Here is an 18287-nt window from a genome sequence, read left to right as displayed (position 1 = left end):
CCTGAGCTTAACTACCTCGCCATTAAAGATGGGTGTCCAGTTTTGTTCGTCCGCCTGCCAAGGTACACCGACATTTGAGCGCGTTGGGGTTATAGCGCGCAGGCGGGTAGATATTCGGATAATTCCAATAGATTCAAATCGGGGTCGCGGATATAGACTGAGTTGATGCGGCCTGTCGCGCCGGTGCGCAGTACTGGGCCTTCAATAATCTCAACTTCAAGGGTGTTTAAGTGGTTGATTACTTCTTCGATATTGTGGCTGACCACAAAGCAGAGATCGGCGCTGCCGGGAGTGGCAAGGTTTGCCTTAGGTTCAAATTCGGCACCTGCTTGGTGAAGATTGATTTTTTGATCGCCAAAGCTTAAGGCGATACGGCCCTGACCAAATACGGACTTTTTCATCCCTAACACGCGTTGATAAAAGTCGACGCTGGCCTCGATATCTTTCACGGTTAACACTAAATGGTCTAGGCGGGTCACGCGCATATTCTTTCCCTCGATGTCGTAGCGGTTTGGTGTTCTCTGCGCCTTACCTTACATCAAGTGCTGGTGCAAAAGTGACTCTGTGGTAGCATTTAACGCGCTTTTTAGCGTAAATAATTTATGCCTTTTTTTATCCCATTGGATTTGATGAGATTGTAATGAAGAAAACCTTAGCCCGTGGCTTGATGAACCTGCTGCCGATGGCTTTAAGCCTGTGGTTATTTTGGTCATTGTTTGTATCGTTAGATGGTTTAGGGATTTTTATTTTAGAGTTGGTAGGGATTAACCAACATTTCGTCGGCGCGGGCTTTATCTTAGTCGTGGCCATAGTGTTTGCGGTGGGCTTGTTGTTTTCGGTAAGTCCTATTGTGTGGCTCTATGGCTGGATTGAACGTCAGCTGATGCGTTTTCCGCTGTTTAAATCCGTCTATGGCAGTATTCGTGATATTGCTTCCTTAATGAATCGTGAGGGTAAACCCAATACTCAGCAAACCGTGTTGGTTAAACAGGCCAATGGCGGGTTTGTGGTGGGCTTTATTATGACGGATACACCGCCGCAACCATTGCTCGATGCCTTACCCGAAGGGGATTGGGTGCCTGTGTTATTCCAACTCAGTTACCAAATGGCGGGGGTGACTAGCCTAGTCAAACGTGAAGATTTGATTTTAGTGGATTGGTCTTTTGAAGAGGCGATGCGCTTCAATTTAACGGCGGGGATCTCGCAAACGCCGAGTGCGGCAACGGTAAAAACCAAAGCCGAATAAGTTGGTTTTGGTTTTTTGCATCAAATACAAGCATTTTTGTGATACAATTTTGTGGCGACTTAACAAGTCGCCATTTTTTATGCTGATTTAGCGCGAGCTATTTAGCATTATCTGTGTCTATATTGAGCGTTATTTCGACAGTTTGTGGTCTCTGTTCGAACGCGCTTCAGTAGGGCTTAAGCAAGGTTGCGTCGGTACATAGCTAATATTGCTATCAACAGTCGCTATCTTTTAGTAGCGATTCGTTATCTGCCTAACTCGCTATCTGTTACTAATCAATCGGCCTTGCATTCCTCACACTCGGTAACACGCGGATATCGAACCGTTTACATGCATTATGCGCCATTGAGGTTGAACCACTGCGATCTCATCGCATGGTGTCGATGCTCGCTGTCTTTGAGATGGCAACGGGTTTCGAAATGATATTGCACAACAGCGGTTTAGCCTTTTATCGAGTCAATTGTTTGCCGATGTTGCTGTCGAGTAAACAGGGTAAGGTGGGCGTCGTTATTAACACGAGTATGACATCACAAGGAATTGCCGGACGCGAGCCCTTGTCATGGATTATTTGTGCATATTTCATCCTGATCACATACTGCTGAGGCAAGAGTTATCTATTATTGAGCTATCTCTTCAAAATTGAAGGGATTTCAATAGGAATTGCCTAATACTAGGGAGTTTTATGTCTATTAAGTCGAGTATAAATCCACCGGTTTTTTATTCGTCGGTCTTTTTTATCACATTAATGGTGATGATCTGCGCCATTTGGCCGACAGAGGCCAATCACTTTTTTAAATCCATGCAGTCGTGGTTAGAAGCAAAGGCGGGTTGGTTATATATCCTTGGCGTGGCGATTTTTCTAATTTTTATCATCTTTGTCATGGTCAGCCGCTTTGGTGATATTAAGCTCGGCCCCGACCATGCGGTACCCGACTATAGCTATAAGAGCTGGATTTCCATGCTGTTTTCGGCGGGGATGGGGATTGGGTTGATGTTCTTTGGCGTCGCCGAACCCGTGATGCATTACTTGGCGCCGCCCGATGCAACGCCTGAGACCTTGGCCGCCGCCAAAGAGGCCATGAAGATCACTTTCTTCCATTGGGGCATACATGCGTGGGCGATTTACGGGGTGGTTGCCCTGAGTTTGGCCTATTTTGCCTATCGGCATAAGTTGCCGCTCTTGCCCCGCAGCGCACTCTATCCCTTAATCGGTGAGCGCATCCATGGCCCGATTGGCCACTGCGTCGATACCTTTGCGGTATTGGGGACTATGTTCGGGGTGGCGACCTCCCTAGGGTTTGGGGTGTTGCAGGTTAACTCGGGCTTAAGCTATTTATTCGAGCAACTGCCGAATAACACCACAGTGCAAGTATCGCTGATTATTGGCATTACCCTACTCGCGACTCTGTCAGTATTTTCGGGCCTAGATAAAGGGGTGAAGCGCTTAAGTGAGCTTAACTTAGGTTTAGCTCTTATTCTGCTGCTGATTGTGTTAATTCTTGGCCCAACCGTGATGTTGCTGCAAGCCTTCGTACAAAATACCGGTAGTTATCTGAGTGATATTGTTAATAAAACCTTTAATCTGTACGCCTATCAGCATAAGGAAGACTGGCTGGGCGGTTGGACGCTACTCTACTGGGGTTGGTGGATCTCCTGGTCACCTTTTGTCGGCACCTTTATTGCGCGGGTGAGTCGTGGCCGCACCATACGGGAGTTTTTAGTCGGCATTTTATTTGTGCCCTCGGCGCTGACCTTTTTGTGGATGACGGTATTTGGTAACTCGGCTATCGACGCCATTATGAATCAAGGCGCGACCTACCTGAGCGATGCAGTGAATACCAATGTGCCCGTGGCCTTGTTTGTGTTTTTTGAACATATGCCGTTCCCGCATCTCCTGTCGGGGATTGGGATTTGTTTAGTGGTCACCTTTTTTGTTACCTCATCGGATTCTGGATCGCTTGTAATCGACAACCTAACCTCGGGAGGCGATAACAATGCGCCCGTCTGGCAACGGGTGTTTTGGGCACTATTACAAGGGGTAGTGGCCTCGGTGCTGCTGCTTGCCGGCGGCTTACAGGCCTTACAAACTGCGGCCATTGCCAGTGCCATGCCATTTTTATGTGTGATGCTGCTGATGTGTTTGGGGCTGTATAAGGCGCTGAAAGACGATTGGCTTAAGATCAACAGTGTGCAGATGCATACCACCAGTGTGCAATACGCTAAGACCAATATCAGTTGGGAGGAGCGTATCGAAGTCTTAGTGTCCCATCCTACCGAAGATGAGGCGCGAATTTTCCTCAATAATGTCGCGACACCGGCGTTATCTAAGGTGTGTCAGCAATTTATGACCAAGGGCCTGACGGCGGATCTCGAGTATCTCGACGGCAAAGTGCGATTGGTGATCAGCAACGAAGCCTATCAACCCTTCGTATACGGTGTGCGGATGCGCTGTTTTGAAATCGTCAATCCGGTTGGTGAAGAGTTAGAGCAGGGCAACAATTGGTACTATCGCGCCGAAGTGTACTTAGAGCAGGGCGGCCAACACTATGATGTGATGGGCTATACCGAAGAGCAGCTATTGGCTGACGTGGTTACCCAATACGAGAAATACCTGCACTATTTGCACTTGTCCAATGCCGACCAAGGACATGTAACCTAAACGCTTTGCGTTCAGAAATATTGCCCCAAGGAATAACTCGGATTATCCTTGGGGCACTTTTTTAGGGGTAATGAGTTAGGTGTGAGCATGTCAGCAAATCCAGGCCAGAGTAAGTTAGATCAAGTCTTAGCCCAAGAGCGGGAATACCGCGCTAAACGTGAGGGTGGTTACCGCGAACAGGCGCTTAAATTGTATCCTTGGATCTGTGGCCGCTGTACTCGTGAATTTACCTCAAAAAACTTAAGCGAGTTGACGGTTCACCATAGAGACCACAACCACGACAACAACCCATCAGACGGCTCGAATTGGGAATTATTGTGCCTTTATTGCCACGATAATGAACATTCACGTTTCGAAGAATTGATCCGTTACGGCAACACTACCGAAACCAAGCAAGCGGCGGCGACCTATAATCCCTTTGCCGATTTAAAGGCGATGATGAAAAAGTAACGATAAAAGTAAAAGGCCTGAAATTTTCAGGCTTTTTTCGCAAGTCGCGCCTCGGCTTCCAGCCATTTAGCGCGGCTTAACACTTGTTGATTTTCGTCGCCTTCGAAATGGGCTTTGCGGGCGGGAAGTTGCGCGATAATCGCGGCGTGTTCTGCATCGCTGCTATCGCGCCAAGCGACAATCTCATCGATATGGCGAAAACAGCCCATGCAATAATCTTCATCATTTAAGCCGCAGCGGGCGACGCAGGGGGAGAGCATATTTTTCCTCTAAAACTCTTCTCTTTAGATGGCTTGTTTAGCGTATACACACTTATGGATTGCTAGCAGGTATCAGCAAGCTGACAAAAGCAGCGGCGATAGTAGCAGCTTTAAGCGCCTTGGGCAGCGATAATACGATGAAATGCGCCTTGATATTCGTAAAGGCTTAATTACGACAGAGCACTTCAAAACAGTAGCTTCATAACGGCGCTGTTTTTAAGGCTCTGTAAAGAGGCCTTTGCAATAAGATAGGCAAATGGAAAACATCAGAGTAAAGCAAATTCAGCATGGTAATTAAGCACGACAATCATATGCTCGAGAGTCAGCAGCCGCTCAAGGCGCACTTTATCCAATTGGATAAGTTACTTGAGCAGAGCCGCGCCCTATGGCAAGTACTCGCTTTTGAGGCAAAAACACTGCCGTGGCAGCAACAATTCCCGACCCTAGCAAAAGTCTTGTGGGAACTCGATGATGCCGTGCTCGATACTTTGGATGCCGAGCAATCGGCGTTAGTCGATGCCTTATCTCCCGCACTCCTGCAGGATCTTGCCGCGTTAGGATACGACTGGGATCTGTCTTTACTCACATTGTCCTTTGCCGAACTTTCGCATAGCTCAGATATTGATTCAGATATAGGCTTTGATATTAGCTCTGACATTAGCTCTGACGATATTGAAACAGCTACTTCACCTTGTATTGATCTTACCGAGCTGGCTCACTTTAGCGCCCATATAAAAGGCCGTAAGTGGGAGCAGATCACTGCCTTTGTGCAGCATTTGCCCGATGCGGGATTACCCGTGCTCGAGTGGTGTGCGGGCAAAGGGCACTTGGGCCGTTTGATTGCCAAAGCACGTGGTGTGGATGTGTTAAGCCTCGAGTGGCAGGCGATGCTCTGTGAAGAGGGCCAAGCCTTTGCCGATAAATGGCAGTTATCGCAGCGGTTTATCTGCGCCGACGCCTTCGCTATCAACGATAAAACTAGCGACAATTCCGCTCATCAAACTAATCCTTTTTGCGCTCCGCAACAGGCGGTGGCGCTGCATGCCTGTGGCGATTTGCATGTGCGTTTACTGCAATTGGCCGCAGCGGCGGGCACACAGGCACTGGCGATTTCACCTTGCTGCTACCATTTAATTCAGGCTAATCAATATCAAGGCTTATCGACACTCGCCAAACACAGCGCGCTGCGTTTAAGTCGCCATGACTTGCAGTTGCCCTTACAACAGAGCGTGATCGCAAATCCGAAACAACAGGCGCTGCGACATCAGGAAATCGCCTGGCGGCTGGGTTTTGATGCGCTGCAACGAAATTGCCGTGGCATAGATGCTTATTTACCTTTGCCCGCCATAAAGCAAAGCCAGCTGAGCGGCGAGTTTGCCGAGTTTTGTGACTGGGCGGCGGCGCAAAAGACGGTTACCTTAGCCGCAGATTGTGATTTTGCTGCTTGGCTTGAGATTGGTAAACAGCGACAAAGATTAACCCGGCGCATCGATTTGGCCGCGCATTTGTTCCGCCGTGCGCTGGAGCTGTGGTTAATTCTCGATCGTTGCTGTTTTTTGCAGGAAAACGGTTATCGGGCAAGCCTGAGGGAATTTTGTGCAACCAGCGTGACGCCGCGAAATGCGCTGATTTTGGCGCAAAAATTGAGCGATTGAAAAATAATCTGAATGATGAGGTCATACTTGCCTGTTTTTTATGAAGTATTTCTTTATTAGTTCATTTTGAATTAACGGATAGGCGGCATGATCGTCACAAGGGTTTATAAACCCTGTGAGACAAGTCTAAGACGAAAGATGGTTTTTTATTGAATCATCGGGCTTTTCTTGTTCAAATGTCGCCTTAATGACAAATAACAACTAAAAACTGACCTAAAAGATCAGTGATCTTAGTGAGCGAATAAAACAGTTTCATGAAATATTCCCGCGTATTTATTAATAGCCTTGCCTATGAACTGGCACCTGTGGTGGTTTCCAGTAGCGAGCTAGAATCTCGCCTCGCGCCTCTATATCAAAAGTTTCGCATTCCTATGGGGCAACTTGCGGCATTAACGGGCATTACCGAACGCCGTTGGTGGCCTAAAGGGCATCAATTATCCGATGGAGCGATTAAAGCGGCGCAAAAGGCGATTGCAGAAACGGGAATAGAAGTCGCCGAACTGGGCGCTGTGGTGTATACCGGCGTTTGTCGCGACCAGCACGAACCCGCCACCGCCTGCCGGATTGCGGCGGCATTAGGTGTGTCGAAGGACACGGCGATTTACGATATCAGCAATGCCTGTCTTGGGGTGTTATCGGGCATTTTAGACATTGCCAACCGTATCGAGCTTGGCCAAATTAAGGCGGGCATGGTGGTGTCCTGCGAATCGGCGCGGGATATTGTCGATGTGACCATTGATAATATGCTGGCCGATCCGACCATGCAGAATTTTGCTCAGTCGCTGGCGACCTTAACCGGCGGCTCTGGCGCGGTGGCGGTGATCCTGACCGATGGCAGTTTGCCGCTGACGAATGTGCGTAAGCATCAGCTACTTGGCGCCTCCCATTTATCTGCGCCGCAGCACCATCAACTGTGTCAGTGGGGCTTGCAGGAAGTGGGGCACAATATTTACCGTGAGTTTATGCGTACCGATGCGGTGACCTTGCTCAAAGAAGGGGTCGAGCTGGCGAAACATACGTGGGAGCATTTCCTGACCCAGCGTAATTGGCTGGTCGAGCAGGTCGATAAAGTGATCTGCCATCAGGTTGGTGCCTCAAACCGTAAACAGGTCTTGAGTGCGTTAAATATCCCGCCTGAAAAAGAATTTCCAACATATCAACTGCTTGGCAATATGGGCACAGTCTCTTTACCCGTCACTGCGGCCATGGCACACGATCAAGGCTTTTTACGGCCAGGGGATCAGGTGAGCTTTTTAGGCATCGGCAGTGGCTTAAACTGCATGATGCTGGGTATTAAGTGGTAGTTTTCCAAGATTGTTATCTGCCTTAGCCGACGCTTGATAGCAAGGTTTGCTAGGGCATTTTTTATGCTTATTGGTTTAGCGATGAGCTTAGGTTAAGGCAAATGAGCCGCAACCTTCCGCCAATACAAAAACAATTAGAACAAAAGATAGGAAGCGTCATGTTAGACACTCTGTTGCCGTTTAAACGTCATTTTCTTAGCCGTAATGGCAACAAGCTGCATTACATCAATGAAGGCCAAGGTGAGCCTGTGGTCATGGTGCACGGTAATCCAAGCTGGAGTTTTTATTACCGGAATTTAGTGAGTGCCCTTAAGGATACTCACCAGTGCATCGTGCCCGATCATATTGGTTGTGGCCTGTCGGATAAGCCGGATGATAGCGGTTACGATTACACCCTTAAGAATCGCATCGATGATTTAGAGGCGTTGCTCGACAGTCTAAAGGTAAACGAAAACATTACCTTAGTCGTTCACGACTGGGGCGGCATGATCGGTATGGGCTACGCGGCGCGTTATCCTGAGCGAATTAAACGTCTGGTGATTTTAAATACTGGCGCCTTCCATTTACCCGATACTAAGCCTTTACCGCTGGCGCTGTGGATCTGTCGCAATACGCTACTCGGCACAGTGTTAGTGCGTGGTTTTAATGCCTTTTCATCGATTGCCTCCTACGTTGGGGTGAAGCGCCAGCCGATGTCCAAGTACATCCGTGAGGCCTATGTCGCGCCGTTTAACTCATGGGCAAATCGGATTTCGACCCTGCGCTTTGTGCAGGATATTCCGTTAAAACCGGGTGACAGAAACTATCAACTGGTGTCGGATATTGCCGCCAGTCTGCCAAAGTTTGCCAAGGTGCCGACACTGATTTGCTGGGGTTTACAGGACTTTGTGTTCGATAAGCACTTTTTAGCCAAATGGCGCGAACATATGCCCCATGCACAGGTGCATGAATTTGCCGATTGTGGTCACTATATCCTCGAAGATGCGAGCGATGAGGTGATTACCCATATCAAACACTTTATGGCTGAGGCGCAAACGCCAGAGCCTGAAGTGCAGCAGGTTGAAACGGAGTCGGTCACAGAGCCTGAGGTAGAAACTCAAGCGCCACAGGCCGCACATTAATGGTTAGGGTGGAGGATGCGCAGCTTGGCCATGGGACATCTAGCGTCGAGCGAGCAAGCGATGCCAATATTTGTCGGCATTTAAAGCAGGCCGCCCATCACATTCCCCATCATCTCGCGGTTGCGGTGCAACAGGGCAAGGGTAAATCCCTTGCCAATCTGACTTACCAAGAACTCGACTTTATTAGCCTCGATAAACAAAGCGATGCCATCGCCTTCGCGCTCAGTGCCCATGGGCTGAGGCGGGGGATGAAGGCGGTGCTGATGGTCACCCCGAGTCTGGATTTTTTTGCGTTAACTTTCGCCTTGTTCAAGGCGGGGATTATTCCCGTGCTGGTTGACCCGGGCATGGGGATTAAAAACCTTAAGCAATGTTTTATTGAAGCTGCGCCCGATGCGTTTATCGGTATCCCTAAAGCCCATATCGCCAGACGCTTATTAGGCTGGGGTAAGGGCAGCGTGCAGCATCTTATCAATGTGGATGGCAATCCCAGCGGGCTTGCTGGCACGCTATCGCGCTTACTCACGGGCGCGCCAAGTTTAGCGACGATACTCTCGTTTTCAAAAAAGTCATCAGCAGCTAAGTCATCTACAGCTAAGACATCTGTGGCTAAATTGCCGGAACAGGCCGAGTACCCGATGGCGCTGCTTAGGCATGACGAGATGGCGGCGATTCTTTTTACCAGCGGCAGCACGGGAACGCCAAAGGGCGTTGTCTATAGTCACGGCATGTTTGAGGCGCAAATTCAGGCGCTAAAGCAGGATTATGGCATTGCACACGGCGAGCGTGATTTAGCAACATTCCCGCTATTTTCCCTCTTTGGTCCGGCGCTCGGTATGGCATCGATTGTACCTGAGATGGATGCCAGCAAACCGATCACGGCCAATCCTGAATTTTTATTTGCCGCCATTGAGAAATACCAATGCAGCAATATCTTTGTTAATCCAGCCTTGCTTGAGCGTTTAGGCCGCGCCGGTGAGCAAACAGAGTCGAAAAAGCAGCACAAACTCAGCAGTGTGAAACGCGTGATTTCCGCAGGGGCGCCCGCGACCATTGCCTCGATTGCCCGTTTTAGCAAAATGCTCAGTGACGGCGTGCCTGTACTCAATTCCTACGGCGCCACCGAATCCTTACCTATCAGCATGATCGCCAGCGATGAGCTATTTACCACGACTCAAACCACGGACAATGGCGGTGGGATTTGTGTCGGCCGCGCCATCGATGGCGTCAGTATCGAGATTATCGCCATCACTGAAGCTGATATTCCTGAGTGGGATAATGGCCTGCGCCTTAACGCGGGGGGAATTGGCGAAATAGTGGTCACAGGCCCTATGGTGAGCCAGTCCTATTATCGCCGCGAAACGGCAACGACGGCGGCCAAAATCTGGGACCGCGAGCAGCAAACCTTTAGGCACAGAATGGGCGATCTTGGCTATCTGGACGACAGTGGCCGGTTGTGGATGTGTGGTCGCAAAGCCCATAGAGTCGATGCCACCCAAGGCGGGCAGTGTATTAAACGTTATTATTCCATTCCCTGTGAGCGTATTTTTAATACCCATCCGAATGTGAAGCGCTCGGCGTTAGTGGGGATCAAAGTGAAGGGAAAAGATGGCGCGAGTGAGATTGAACCACTCATCTGCATCGAGCTTGATCAATCCTTGGTGTGCAATAAGAGCGCGCAGCTCTATCAGGATTTGCTGGCGATTGCCGAGCAGTATAGCCAAACTCAGGGGATAAGGCGTTTTCTTATTCATCCCGATTTCCCCGTGGATGTGCGCCATAATGCCAAAATATTTAGAGAAAAATTAGCCGTTTGGGCGCAATCGCAAACCAAAGGCTGATTTCAATTTAGCCAATTTTTAACTTAAATAGGGTCGATATTTAGGCCGTTCTTTCGCGGTATGCTTTGCCGCGAGTTGTGCGTTGTTGCACTCAATCATTGAATTTAATACTAAGATGACACTCACTGTCACGGAATCGCGATATGACCGACAATTTTTCTCTTCTCCAAACCGATGCGACGCAAACTGGCCGCTGCGATAATCTCGTCCAAGCAGGCTTTGAGCCGCGTGAGCAAGTCGCGCTTAATGCCTTAGCGACTAAGATCAGCCATGCCTTTGTCACTGGCGCGGGCGGATTTTTGGGGAAGGCGATTTGTCAGCGTTTAATCGCAGCCGGTATTAAGGTCACAGGCTTTGCCCGCTGCCATTACCCTGAGCTTGAAGCCCTTGGCGTGACTATGGTGCAGGGGGATTTAGTCAATCCAGAGCAAGTTAAACAGGCGATGCAGGGCTGTGATATCGTATTTCATGTGGCGTCAAAGGCGGGTGTCTGGGGCGATAGAGACAGCTATTTTTGCCCCAATGTGAAGGGCGCCGCCAATGTGATTGCCGCTTGTAAGGCGCTTAAAATTGGTAAATTAGTCTATACCAGCACTCCAAGCGTGACCTTTGCGGGCGAGGATGAATCGGGTATCGATGAGTCAACGCCCTACGCCAGCCGCTTTTTAAATTATTATGCCCATTCCAAGGCCATCGCCGAGAAAATGATGCTCGATGCTAATCAAGCATCGACAACAACGTCGGCGTTTGCGTTAAAGACAGTCGCCCTGCGGCCGCATTTAATCTGGGGGCCGAATGATCCGCATTTGGTGCCACGGGTGCTCGCCCGTGGTCGTTTGGGTAAACTCAAGCTGGTGGGGCGCGAGGATAAACTGGTCGATACCATTTATATCGATAACGCCGCCTATGCCCATATTCTGGCTGCCGTGGAGCTTTGCCAAGTCTCGCCAAAGTGCCAAGGAAAAGCCTATTTTGTCAGTAACGACGAGCCTGTGACTATGGCCAAGATGCTGAACCTCATCTTAGCCTGCGATGGACTTGCGCCTGTAACTAAGCGAGTGCCACAGACGCTGGCCTATGTGGTGGGCACAGTGTTAGAAACGGCGTATCGGCTGCTGAAAAAGCAAGAAGAGCCGATAATGACGCGCTTTGTCGCTAAACAGCTTTCCTGTAGCCATTATTTCGATATCAGTGCAGCAAAACGGGACTTTGGCTATCACGCCCTAGTGTCGATAGAAGAGGGGATGAAGCGTCTTAAGGCATCGCTCTAGTGCTTTATTTAGCGGGGGTTGAGTCTGCTTCGTGTTATCTTATGCCGTCACGGTAATCTAATGGGTTAGAGCGTTAATGGCGTGCGACGATTGTAATACTTCAATATTTCGGCAAAAGATTGGCCGCTGCAAACGCTGCATGTGGCAGTTGACGCTGCTGTCGCTTATCGGTTGGCCTTTGTGGTGGTATCTCTACAGTGACACTCCTCGAGAGGTCAACTCCATCGCCTTACTGTTTTTCTGCTTAGCCTTTAGTGGCCTGTTGTTACTACATTTTGTGGTATTAGTCGCGCGTCGTCTGCTCGGTCGCGAATAGTTTTTCACTTCTCATCGAATCTCCTTTTTATCCTTGGTGGTGAGCGGTCACACTCGTCATTTACGCTATTTCAAACGGCCATTCTTGCCCGCGAACTTTTTCATTTTCGCTTAATGCTCAAGTGTTACACAGTGCGCTGAAACAGCTCGCTTTTTATCGTCTTAGCGAAAAATACTGTCGATTGGTGCTAGTTAAGGCGTGAATAGTGATGAGCTCACGCGATTATTTTACTCCGTGAACCCGTGAGTGTTAGTACTAGGCTTAAATCTGATGTGAGTACGACAAATGCTCTGATGGTAGAGTCTAGTGTAACGAGTTGTTTTGGCTGATGAGTATGGGTTTAAACAAATTTTAATCTGACATTTTAAGGTTTTTACCCTGTTTCACTGTTTTTGGTATCGCCAAGTACTAAGATCGAACGTGGCGATGAGGCCGAGAAAACTCGGTATTTTTAGATTTTAGGGAGTGTTATGGAGTTTTTAACCACGCTATTTGTGGGTTACCCGATATGGGTTTGGTTAATGTTTTTTGGCTTTGTGCTGGCATTGTTAGCCTTCGACTTAGGTGTGCTACACAAAGAGCAACATGAAATTACCGTGGCAGAGAGCCTTAAATTATCGGCCTTTTATATCTGTATGGGGCTGTTGTTCGGCGCTTGGTTATGGTGGTACAAGGGCTCGACCGCGGGGATGGAATACCTCACGGGTTACCTTATCGAAAAATCCTTATCTATGGATAACGTCTTCGTTATCGCGCTTATTTTCAGTAGCTTAGGCATTCCCCGGTTGTATCAACACCGGGTGTTATTCTGGGGGATCATGGGCGTTATCGTGCTACGGGCGATTATGATTGGCTTAGGCGCGGCGCTGGTGGCGCAATACCAAGGCGTGTTGGTGTTATTCGGCCTGTTTTTGATTTTCACGGGTATTAAGATGCTCTTCTCCGATGATGAGCATGGTGATATCCAAGATAATAAGTTTTACAAGTGGTTACGCTCTAAAATGCGCTTTACCCCAAGCCTACATAAAGAGAAGTTTTGGGTAAGGGGAGAGGAGCATCAGCTCAGTAAAGGTTGGTGGGCAACACCTCTGTTCTTGGCGTTGATCTTAGTCGAAACCGCGGATCTGGTGTTTGCGGTGGACAGTATCCCTGCGATTTTTGCGATCACTCAAGATCCCTTTATCGTCTATACCTCTAACATCTTTGCGATTTTAGGCCTGAGGGCATTGTATTTTGCCCTAGCTGCTATGGTGCACCGTTTCGAGTATCTCAAGTACGCACTGTCGGTCGTGTTGGTGTTTATCGGCGTGAAAGTCGGACTGGTGTACTTTAATCATGAAGGTATTGTGGACTTTAAGATCCCTACGGCCTTATCCCTTGGCGTCACCTTCGGCCTCTTGCTGGCGGGAGTTCTATTCTCCCTGTGGAAGACGCGCGAGCAGAAAGCAGATTAATGTTTTTATAGATAAAACTGGCGCCTAGGGCGCCAGTTTTCCTTTGGTTATCCCTTATCTGTGTGGCGCCTTCTCTGCGTCATCTGCCGATGAAATAATTTCCATTTACGGTTTTTCGGTTTGGTAAAAGTGTGCAAACTGTTCTATTTTTCGTATAGACAGATGTTTGGCTCGGGCTTTTTTCTACCTGAGTAATGCTTTGCCTTGCACTGCATCGAGTCAGAAATAAAACGTCTGTTTTCATCAAATTGTACTAATAACAATAAATTATTAGCATCATCAACTTTGTGGCTTAGCTCATTATCTCCCTGAATGGAGTAACTGTTGGGCTCATTCAGAGATCTTGGCCATTGCGCCACGCCATCAATACAAATAAGCGAATAGCTGATAGCGAGCCAGGCCGTTGTCGCCGAGGTTCGTACTACGAGGAGAAAGATCATGTCTATGGTGAGTGCGAAGGAATTCGCTCATTGGTTAATGAAACGCTTCGAGGGTGTGGAAAAGGGCGTGAGTTTAACCCGAGAAGATATCAATCAGCTGACCGGGCGCCAAAATTTTTCATTGGTATTTGTCCATGATATTCATTACGAGTTGATGCGTTTTGGCATTGCTTTTGTGACTGACACTGGGCGGGATACTTATTATCTTGTACGGGTATGTGACAAACCTTGGCGCAATCAATTGGAGCAGGACTCTGAAAAGGAGCTGTTTTCTAACGTAGTGTCGATTAATTTGCTACGTTAAGACGGCAATCCTTGGCTTGTATCAGTGCAATTGGGCCTGAATTGGTGAGTCATTTCAACGCGCCACAGAATCCTGTTGCGCAGGCTGTTGCATGGGGATTAACAGGGTTAACAAATCCGCTTTTTTGCGTTACTTCATCTCTCCTAAGTTAGTTACACTCTCCCTCTTTACACTTAAATCCGCCGCGAAAAGTGCAAATTCGCTTGTTCTTCGGCATGGATTTTCCTAAGGTGATTGAAAATGATTTTCACTGAGGCCCCCTATGAATACCCATTTGCAATTACAGGTTAAGCATTGGCTCGAAAATGACCCAGATCCCCGCACTCAGGCACAACTGCAAGCCTTAATCGACGCCGGAAATGACACCGAACTCGAGGCACGTTTTGCGGGACGTTTAGAATTTGGAACCGCCGGATTACGCGGTGTAGTGGGCGCAGGTCCTATGGGCATGAATCGCTTGGTTATCCGCCAAACGTCTGCAGGGCTTGGTACCTATCTACTTGAACAAATTAAAGATGCTGCCGAGCGCGGAGTCGTGATTGGATACGATGGCCGTCACGATTCACGCACTTTCGCCCATGATACCGCCAGTGTGCTCACCGCGATGGGGATTAAAGTGCGCCTCACCGCCAAAGTGGCACCAACGCCGCTGGTGGCCTTTGGGGTTAAGCATTTTAATGCCGCCGCCGGTATTGTGGTGACCGCCAGCCATAACCCGCCACAATACAATGGCTACAAAGTGTATTGGGAAAACGGCGCGCAGATTATCCCGCCCCATGACTCAGGTATCGCCGCTCAAATTGAGCTGGCGGCAACCCAAGCAATTCCGTTTATGGATCAGGTGGAGGCGACCAAACAGGGCAAGCTTATCTGGTTGCAGGACGATTATTACGAAACCTATCGCCGCGGCGTGATGCACGCCAATGTGCTGCAAAATAACACCGCGCCTGAAAAAGTCAGTCTTGCCTATACCGCGATGCACGGAGTGGGCGCAGAAATGGCTGAAACCGTGCTCAAGGATGCGGGTTTTACCCAAGTGTATTCGGTGGCGGCGCAGCGCGAACCTGATGGCGATTTCCCAACGGTTAATTTCCCGAATCCGGAAGAAAAAGGTGCGATGGACTTAGTCATCGCCGAAGCGAAAAAGCATGGTGCTATGCTTGCCTGCGCCAATGACCCCGATGCCGACAGATTCGCGGTTGCTGTACGTAAGGATGATGGCGAGTATCAAATGCTAACGGGCGACCAAGTGGGCGTGCTCTTTGGCCATTATCTGTTAAGCCATGCCGCGAAAGACCAACGTCTGGTGGGCACCACCATTGTGTCCTCCAGTCTATTATCTAAAATCGCCAAAGGCTTTGGCGTTGAAAGTTATACCACGCTCACCGGTTTTAAATGGCTGATGAATGTGGGGATTGCGCAGACTCAGCCTGATAATCAATTCCTGTTTGCCTACGAAGAGGCGCTGGGTTACACCGTCGGTAACATGGTGTGGGATAAGGACGGCCTATCGGCATTAGTCGCCTTCGCCCAATTAACCGCCGAGCTTGCCGCCAAAGGGCAAAGCATTTGGGATAGACTCGAACAGATATACCGCGAGCAGGGTTTCCATCTCAATGCTCAAGTTAGCATTGCCTTAAAACCCGACACGCCTAATATCGGCGCCTATCTGCGTGAACATCCGCCGCTGGCAATTGGTGAACATGCCGTGGTGTCGACCGATGATCTCAAGGCGTTAGAGCGCCGTTTTGCCGATGGCAAGGTCGAGAAAATCAATCTGCCCGCCAGTGACGTATTAACCTATCGCTTAGCCAATGGCGCGCGGGTGATAGTACGGCCATCGGGCACTGAGCCAAAAATCAAGTGCTATTACGAGGTGGTCGAGCCTATGACGGCGCAAGACACCTTGGCCAGCGCCCAAGCTCGGGCAACTCAGGCGATGGAGGCGTTTATTTCAGCCCATCAGGCGAGCCTACCTAAATAAGCGCTTTTAGCGCACTCAATAAAATCAGCTTCACTCAAAGGCTACTGACATGATGTTGTCAGTAGCCTTGTTTTATTCTTGTTGTCGTCCGCTGGTGAATCACATTTATAACATGATGAATCATCGGCATTTTTCAACAAGGAGAAAGTGAAAATGTTATCAATTGCACCGTTAGTCTGGGGTGAAATTCCTGTCAGTGATATGGATCGTGCCATCGCTTTTTATCAACAACATTTCGGCGTTGAATTTAAACGTGACGATATGGAAGACATGCAATACGCGACGCTCGTAACAGAGGAGGAAGGTGCAGCCAGCATTGGCCTCGTTAAATGCAGCATGAGCAAACCGTCGATGGAAGGTAGCACTGTATACCTGCATTTCAGTGCACAATTGCAACCTTTAGTGGATAAACTCGTGGCCGCCAATGTGACTATGCTATTGCCTGTGACGCCTATCAAAGACGGCGGTTGTGGCTACATCGCCCTGTTCGTGGATAGCGAAGGCAACAAGGTCGGCCTCTGGTCGCAAAATCAGTAATGTAACCGCTGCAGAGTCGTGCCTTGGCACGGCTCTTGGTACTGATGTTTACGCCGATCTTTAATTCGAGTGGATACAGTCAGTTCTGCGGATAAGAGCGATATGCAATAACGTCCCGCGATAGCCTTAAACAAGTAACAGCAAATTTCAGTGATGAAGGTAAAGGATAATGGAACAGGTTTTTATGGCGGCTCAACCTATGCTTGGACTGAGTACGCGCACCAACAATAGCAGCGAAATGGCGGGTGAGGGCGGCAAGATTGCAGCGCTTTGGCAGACATTCTTTGAATCATCACAACTCACGGCGATGCTCGATTCTCCCATGTATGGGGTTTACTACGACTATGAATCGGATATGACGGGAGATTATTCGGTTTTAGTGGGGAAAAGCGTTGAGTCTGTCAGCGAGACCGGCCCTTTTACGGCATTACAGCTACGAGAAGGAAACTACCTTAAGTTCAGTGCACAAGGGGAAATGCCCCACTGTGTGGTTGATCTTTGGGGACAGATTTGGCGCTACTTTAGTGCACCTGATTGTCCGCATCAGCGTGATTATCAAACGGACTTTGAGGTCTATCGAAGCGCCGATAAGGTCGAGATTTATATCGGGATCGTGTAGGCCGGATCCATAACACTTTGCCAATACAGTATCGCTTGGGCGGGTAAGCTTTAGCGGTTAAGATCCCTAAACTTTCGCAGCAAAGCCAATTTGAGGTGTGATTACTGTCCATGCGCCGTGCCGACCGCCTATTTCAAATAGTGCAAATTCTTAAACATCGACGATTAACGACCGCCCAAGAACTGGCGGATCGTTTAGAAGTCTCGACCCGCACCGTGTACCGCGATGTGCAGGATTTATGTTTGAGCGGAATTCCCATTGAAGGGGAGGCGGGTGTGGGCTATCTGTTGCGCCACGAAGTGAATGTGCCGCCACTGATGTTTAACGAGGCCGAATTAGAAGCGATTCAAGTTGGCATGCGTATGGTGCAAACATGGGGTGGCAAAGAGCTTGGCAGTGCGGCGCGTCAGGCGATGATAAAAGTGGAAGCCGTGCTACCTAAGCGTTTGCAAGCTTATCAATCCTTGATGTTTTCACCGGATTTTTATTTAGATTCCAACGAGTTTCAGTTTCTCGACCCGCTGCGTAATGCGGCCCAACGCCGTGAGTACGTCAAACTCTTCTATCAAGATGTTAATAAAGCCCTGACCGAGCGCGAAGTGCGGCCGCTCGCCATCTATTTTTGGCGCGGCACTTGGACCTTGCTGACTTGGTGTGAATTACGCCAAGATTTTCGCAACTTTCGGGTCGATCGTATCACCGGATTGTTAAGGCTTAACCGACATTTTGAACCGACGCCGGGGCAGGAGTTAGAGGATTATATTTGTCTGATGGACGCCCAGATGCGCGAGCGTGAAGCCGAAAAATAAAGCCACTTATAGAGTGG

The 18287-nt window shown here is 49.0% G+C and carries 17 protein-coding genes; 15 read left to right on the top strand and 2 right to left on the bottom strand.

What is annotated here, in order from left to right:
• Positions 1–89: 89 nt before the first annotated feature.
• The gene (locus SHEWMR4_RS13435; RefSeq protein ID WP_011623306.1) at positions 90–485 is read right to left on the bottom strand and encodes a VOC family protein; all 396 of its coding nucleotides are present in this window, start codon (positions 483–485) and stop codon (positions 90–92) included.
• A 155-nt stretch (positions 486–640) separates the two neighbouring features.
• Between SHEWMR4_RS13435 and SHEWMR4_RS13430 the strand changes: the two genes are divergently transcribed.
• The 3 genes from SHEWMR4_RS13430 to SHEWMR4_RS13415 all read left to right on the top strand — a co-directional run bounded on the left by SHEWMR4_RS13430 (position 641) and on the right by SHEWMR4_RS13415 (position 4355).
• Positions 641–1246, top strand: coding sequence for a DUF502 domain-containing protein (locus tag SHEWMR4_RS13430; protein WP_011623305.1), 606 nt, complete (start codon positions 641–643; stop codon positions 1244–1246).
• Positions 1247–1928: 682 nt separating this feature from the next.
• Positions 1929–3905 (top strand): BCCT family transporter, encoded by a 1977-nt coding sequence (locus tag SHEWMR4_RS13420; protein WP_011623304.1) that lies wholly within the window; start codon positions 1929–1931, stop codon positions 3903–3905.
• A gap of 87 nt (positions 3906–3992) precedes the next feature.
• Positions 3993–4355 carry a YajD family HNH nuclease gene (locus SHEWMR4_RS13415; RefSeq protein ID WP_011623303.1) on the top strand — a complete coding sequence of 121 codons (363 nt, stop codon included), beginning with the start codon at positions 3993–3995 and terminating at the stop codon, positions 4353–4355.
• Positions 4356–4381: 26 nt separating this feature from the next.
• Here SHEWMR4_RS13415 and SHEWMR4_RS13410 read toward each other — a convergent pair whose 3' ends face one another.
• Entirely contained in the window at positions 4382–4615 is a 234-nt protein-coding gene (locus SHEWMR4_RS13410) for a DUF1289 domain-containing protein (protein ID WP_011623302.1), read from the bottom strand.
• Between the two features lie 287 nt (positions 4616–4902).
• Between SHEWMR4_RS13410 and SHEWMR4_RS13405 the strand changes: the two genes are divergently transcribed.
• From SHEWMR4_RS13405 to SHEWMR4_RS13345, 12 genes are all read left to right on the top strand, one after another.
• Positions 4903–6270 (top strand): methyltransferase, encoded by a 1368-nt coding sequence (locus SHEWMR4_RS13405; RefSeq protein ID WP_011623301.1) that lies wholly within the window; start codon positions 4903–4905, stop codon positions 6268–6270.
• Positions 6271–6524: 254 nt separating this feature from the next.
• Positions 6525–7574 carry a 3-oxoacyl-ACP synthase III gene (locus tag SHEWMR4_RS13400; RefSeq protein WP_011623300.1) on the top strand — a complete coding sequence of 350 codons (1050 nt, stop codon included), beginning with the start codon at positions 6525–6527 and terminating at the stop codon, positions 7572–7574.
• A gap of 158 nt (positions 7575–7732) precedes the next feature.
• On the top strand, positions 7733–8695 hold the full coding sequence (locus SHEWMR4_RS13395) for an alpha/beta fold hydrolase (protein ID WP_041408808.1): 963 nt from the start codon (positions 7733–7735) through the stop codon (positions 8693–8695).
• A complete protein-coding gene (gene oleC, locus SHEWMR4_RS13390) occupies positions 8695–10536 on the top strand; it encodes an olefin beta-lactone synthetase (RefSeq protein WP_011623298.1) in 1842 nt (613 codons plus the stop codon). Before SHEWMR4_RS13395 ends, oleC begins: the two co-directional genes overlap by 1 nt.
• A 143-nt stretch (positions 10537–10679) precedes the next feature.
• Positions 10680–11807 carry a 2-alkyl-3-oxoalkanoate reductase gene (gene oleD, locus SHEWMR4_RS13385; protein ID WP_011623297.1) on the top strand — a complete coding sequence of 376 codons (1128 nt, stop codon included), beginning with the start codon at positions 10680–10682 and terminating at the stop codon, positions 11805–11807.
• 76 nt (positions 11808–11883) lie between these two features.
• Positions 11884–12123, top strand: a complete 240-nt coding sequence (locus tag SHEWMR4_RS13380) for a DUF3624 domain-containing protein (protein WP_011623296.1) — start codon at positions 11884–11886, stop codon at positions 12121–12123.
• 470 nt (positions 12124–12593) lie between these two features.
• Positions 12594–13577 (top strand): TerC family protein, encoded by a 984-nt coding sequence (locus SHEWMR4_RS13375; protein WP_011623295.1) that lies wholly within the window; start codon positions 12594–12596, stop codon positions 13575–13577.
• 438 nt (positions 13578–14015) lie between these two features.
• Positions 14016–14321 (top strand): hypothetical protein, encoded by a 306-nt coding sequence (locus tag SHEWMR4_RS13365; RefSeq protein ID WP_011623294.1) that lies wholly within the window; start codon positions 14016–14018, stop codon positions 14319–14321.
• A 262-nt stretch (positions 14322–14583) separates the two neighbouring features.
• On the top strand, positions 14584–16305 hold the full coding sequence (locus SHEWMR4_RS13360; protein ID WP_011623293.1) for a phospho-sugar mutase: 1722 nt from the start codon (positions 14584–14586) through the stop codon (positions 16303–16305).
• Between the two features lie 153 nt (positions 16306–16458).
• Positions 16459–16842 (top strand): VOC family protein, encoded by a 384-nt coding sequence (locus SHEWMR4_RS13355; protein WP_011623292.1) that lies wholly within the window; start codon positions 16459–16461, stop codon positions 16840–16842.
• A 169-nt stretch (positions 16843–17011) separates the two neighbouring features.
• The gene (locus SHEWMR4_RS13350; protein ID WP_011623291.1) at positions 17012–17461 is read left to right on the top strand and encodes a GyrI-like domain-containing protein; all 450 of its coding nucleotides are present in this window, start codon (positions 17012–17014) and stop codon (positions 17459–17461) included.
• 110 nt (positions 17462–17571) lie between these two features.
• Positions 17572–18270: a helix-turn-helix transcriptional regulator gene (locus SHEWMR4_RS13345; protein WP_011623290.1), complete on the top strand. Its 699-nt coding sequence runs from the start codon at positions 17572–17574 to the stop codon at positions 18268–18270.
• The last annotated feature ends 17 nt before the right edge of the window (positions 18271–18287 follow it).

It is taken from the genome of Shewanella sp. MR-4, assembly GCF_000014685.1.
Classification (GTDB): Bacteria; Pseudomonadota; Gammaproteobacteria; order Enterobacterales; family Shewanellaceae; genus Shewanella.
The sequence above is the reverse complement of the archived record's forward strand: the minus strand, read 5'-3'. Positions and strand labels throughout refer to the sequence as shown.